This is a genomic window from Leptolyngbya sp. FACHB-711, assembly GCF_014695615.1.
In the GTDB taxonomy this organism is placed as follows: domain Bacteria; phylum Cyanobacteriota; class Cyanobacteriia; order Elainellales; family Elainellaceae; genus Leptolyngbya_A.
Map to the genome: position 1 here is coordinate 1 of NZ_JACJOR010000142.1, position 3,079 is coordinate 3,079.

Below are 3,079 nucleotides of genomic sequence, written 5' to 3' on the forward strand. Positions count from 1 at the left end.
TGGAAGGTCCAACGCCCATTTCCGCGCTGATTCATGCTGCAACGATGGTGGCAGCAGGTGTATTTCTGATTGCCCGGATGTATCCGGTGTTTGAAAACATCCCCAGCGCAATGAACGTTATTGCCTGGACAGGAGCCTTTACTGCCTTCCTGGGAGCCTCGATCGCCATTACCCAAAACGACATCAAGAAGGGTCTTGCCTATTCCACGATGTCCCAGTTGGGCTACATGGTGATGGCAATGGGCGTGGGCGCGTATGGAGCAGGGCTATTCCACCTGATGACCCACGCTTACTTTAAGGCGATGCTGTTCCTTGGTTCGGGTTCCGTCATTCATGGGATGGAAGGCGTAGTCGGTCACGATCCAGTCTATGCGCAAGATATGCGGCTGATGGGCGGTCTGCGGAAGTATATGCCCATTACAGCAATTACCTTCTTGCTCGGTACGCTGGCGATCTCTGGAATTCCCCCGTTTGCTGGGTTCTGGTCAAAGGATGAAATTCTGGGTTCCACCTTTGAAGTCAGCCCAATTCTGTGGAGCATTGGCTGGGCAACGGCTGGAATCACGGCATTTTACATGTTCCGGATGTACTTCAGCACTTTTGAAGGCGAATTCCGGGGTACGAATTCTGCGATCAAGCAGCAGCTTAAGCTAGAGCAGCTCCAGCGTCTTGGTCTGTCGATCGGTCCTGGCGCAATGAACTCTCAGGAACTCGAACTGTCTGCTGAAGGGGAAGACCATGAGGCGCACACGGGCGACGAACATCACCATAGTGAACCCCACGAATCGCCAATTACAATGACCTTGCCGCTGATGGCACTGGCGATTCCCTCTGTGCTGATCGGTCTGGTAGGCACTCCCTTTGCGAACTACTTTGAGGAGTTCATCCATCCCGGTCATGGGGTGATGGCAGAGCAGCTTACCGCTACCGCAGAAATGGCATCTGAGTTCGATCTAACCGAATTCCTGATTATGGCGGGTAGCTCGGTGGGCATCGCGCTGATCGGGATTACGCTAGCATCGCTCATGTATCTGAGCCGCAAGATTGATCCAGGGACGATCGCTGAGAAGATCAAGCCGCTCTACAACCTGTCCCTGAACAAGTGGTACTTCGACGACCTGTATGATGTGCTGTTTGTGCAGGGCAGTCGTCGTCTGGCACGGCAAGTGCTGGAAGTGGATGTACGAATCGTAGATGGTCTGGTTAACTTGACTGGCTTTGTCACCTTGGTTACTGGGGAAGCCCTGAAATACCTGGAAAATGGTCGAGTGCAGTTCTACGCGCTGATTGTGTTTGGTGCAGTGCTGGGATTGGTGCTGGTCTCCGGTGTCACCTGATCGCTTAGATTTCATTGGGCAGGTTGAGTGAATCTATTTTTCCTAACCTGCCCGAATCCTTGAAATTATTTGGCTTTCAATTAATTCAACCTTAAAAATCAGCAGTTTCTGGGGGAAGCAGGGTAGAACGGTTGCAGGATTGTCTATGCTGTTTCCCTTTTTCGATCGGGTTCAGCAAGGGTTTGAGCCGCGTTTTAGCTCCTATCCTTGCCTCTTAAATCCCCCGATTCTAAGGCGCTTTGAGCCACCAAACATTCTGGTTATATAAAGAAGGCTTTTAGCTTTTAAAGGCTCAGTTTCCCCCAAAATTGGGGCTGGAGGGCGGTTTCGGCTTCTCTAACCCTTCTCCAAAGTTCACACTCTCAAGAAATGTAAAATCTTCCGTTTTCCAGACTGACAATTTTCTGTAAACCCACAACAATGAGCTTGTGACGGGAAGAGAACACCTCATTCCTCAAGCACTCATCACAAAACGCCATGACTATCGAGAACTTCCCCTGGCTAACCACCTCAATTCTTCTACCCATTGTTGCTTCCCTGTTTATCCCGCTCATCCCGGATAAAGACGGTAAAACAGTGCGCTGGTATGCCCTGATCGTCGGCTTGATCGACTTTGTGATCCTGGTGTATGCCTTTTATACCCAGTACGACCCCTCGAATCCGGGAATGCAGCTTGTGGAAAGCTACTCCTGGGTTCCTGCGCTTGATTTGCGCTGGTCCGTGGGCGCAGACGGAATTTCGATGCCGCTGATTTTGCTAACCGGATTTATTACCACGCTGGCGATCCTGGCATCGTGGCCCGTCACGCTGAAGCCCAAATTTTTCTACTTCCTGATGCTGGCGATGTACGGCGGACAGATTGGCGTGTTTGCTGTGCAGGATATGCTGGTGTTTTTCCTAATGTGGGAGCTTGAGCTGATTCCGGTTTACTTGCTGCTATCGATCTGGGGCGGCAAGAAACGCCTTTACGCAGCGACCAAGTTCATCCTGTATACCGCAGGCGGTTCGCTGTTCATTCTCGTCTGTGCGCTGGCAATGGCGTTTTACGGCGATACAGTCACGTTTGATATGCGATCGCTCATGCAAAAGGATTACCCGCTCAACTTCCAGCTCTTGGTTTATAGCGGGTTCCTGATTGCCTACGCAGTGAAGCTGCCGATCTTCCCGCTGCATACCTGGCTGCCGGACGCGCATGGTGAAGCGACTGCCCCAGTCCACATGCTGCTGGCAGGCATTCTGCTGAAAATGGGTGGATACGCGCTGGTTCGGATGAATGTGGAAATGCTGCCCGATGCTCACGTTTACTTTGCGCCGATTCTGATTATCCTGGGCATCGTTAATATCATCTATGCAGCACTGACTTCGTTTGCTCAGCGCAACCTGAAGCGCAAGATTGCCTACTCCTCGATCTCTCACATGGGCTTTGTGCTGATCGGGATTTCTTCTTTTACTGACCTGGGCTTAAGCGGCGCGATGCTGCAAATGGTGTCCCACGGTCTAATCGGGGCAAGTCTATTCTTCCTGGTGGGAGCAACCTACGATCGTACTCACACCCTGATCCTGGACGAGATGGGCGGGGTTGGTCAAAAGATGCCCAGGATTTTCGCCATGTTCACGGCTTGTTCGCTCGCGTCGTTGGCGTTGCCCGGCATGAGCGGCTTTGTTGCAGAAATCATGGTGTTTGTGGGATTTGCAACCAGCGATGCCTACAGCATGACCTTTAAGGTGATTGTGATTACCCT

The 3,079-nt window shown here is 51.7% G+C and carries 2 protein-coding genes; both read left to right on the plus strand.

Translation table 11 applies throughout. The features are described from left to right. A partial coding sequence (locus H6F80_RS04745; RefSeq protein ID WP_277879039.1) for a proton-conducting transporter transmembrane domain-containing protein occupies positions 1–1,337 on the plus strand: 1,337 nt, incomplete at its 5' end. 483 nt (positions 1,338–1,820) lie between these two features. Further along, positions 1,821–3,079 (plus strand): NAD(P)H-quinone oxidoreductase subunit 4 (locus H6F80_RS04750; RefSeq protein ID WP_190790459.1); only part of this gene is annotated, 1,259 nt, incomplete at its 3' end.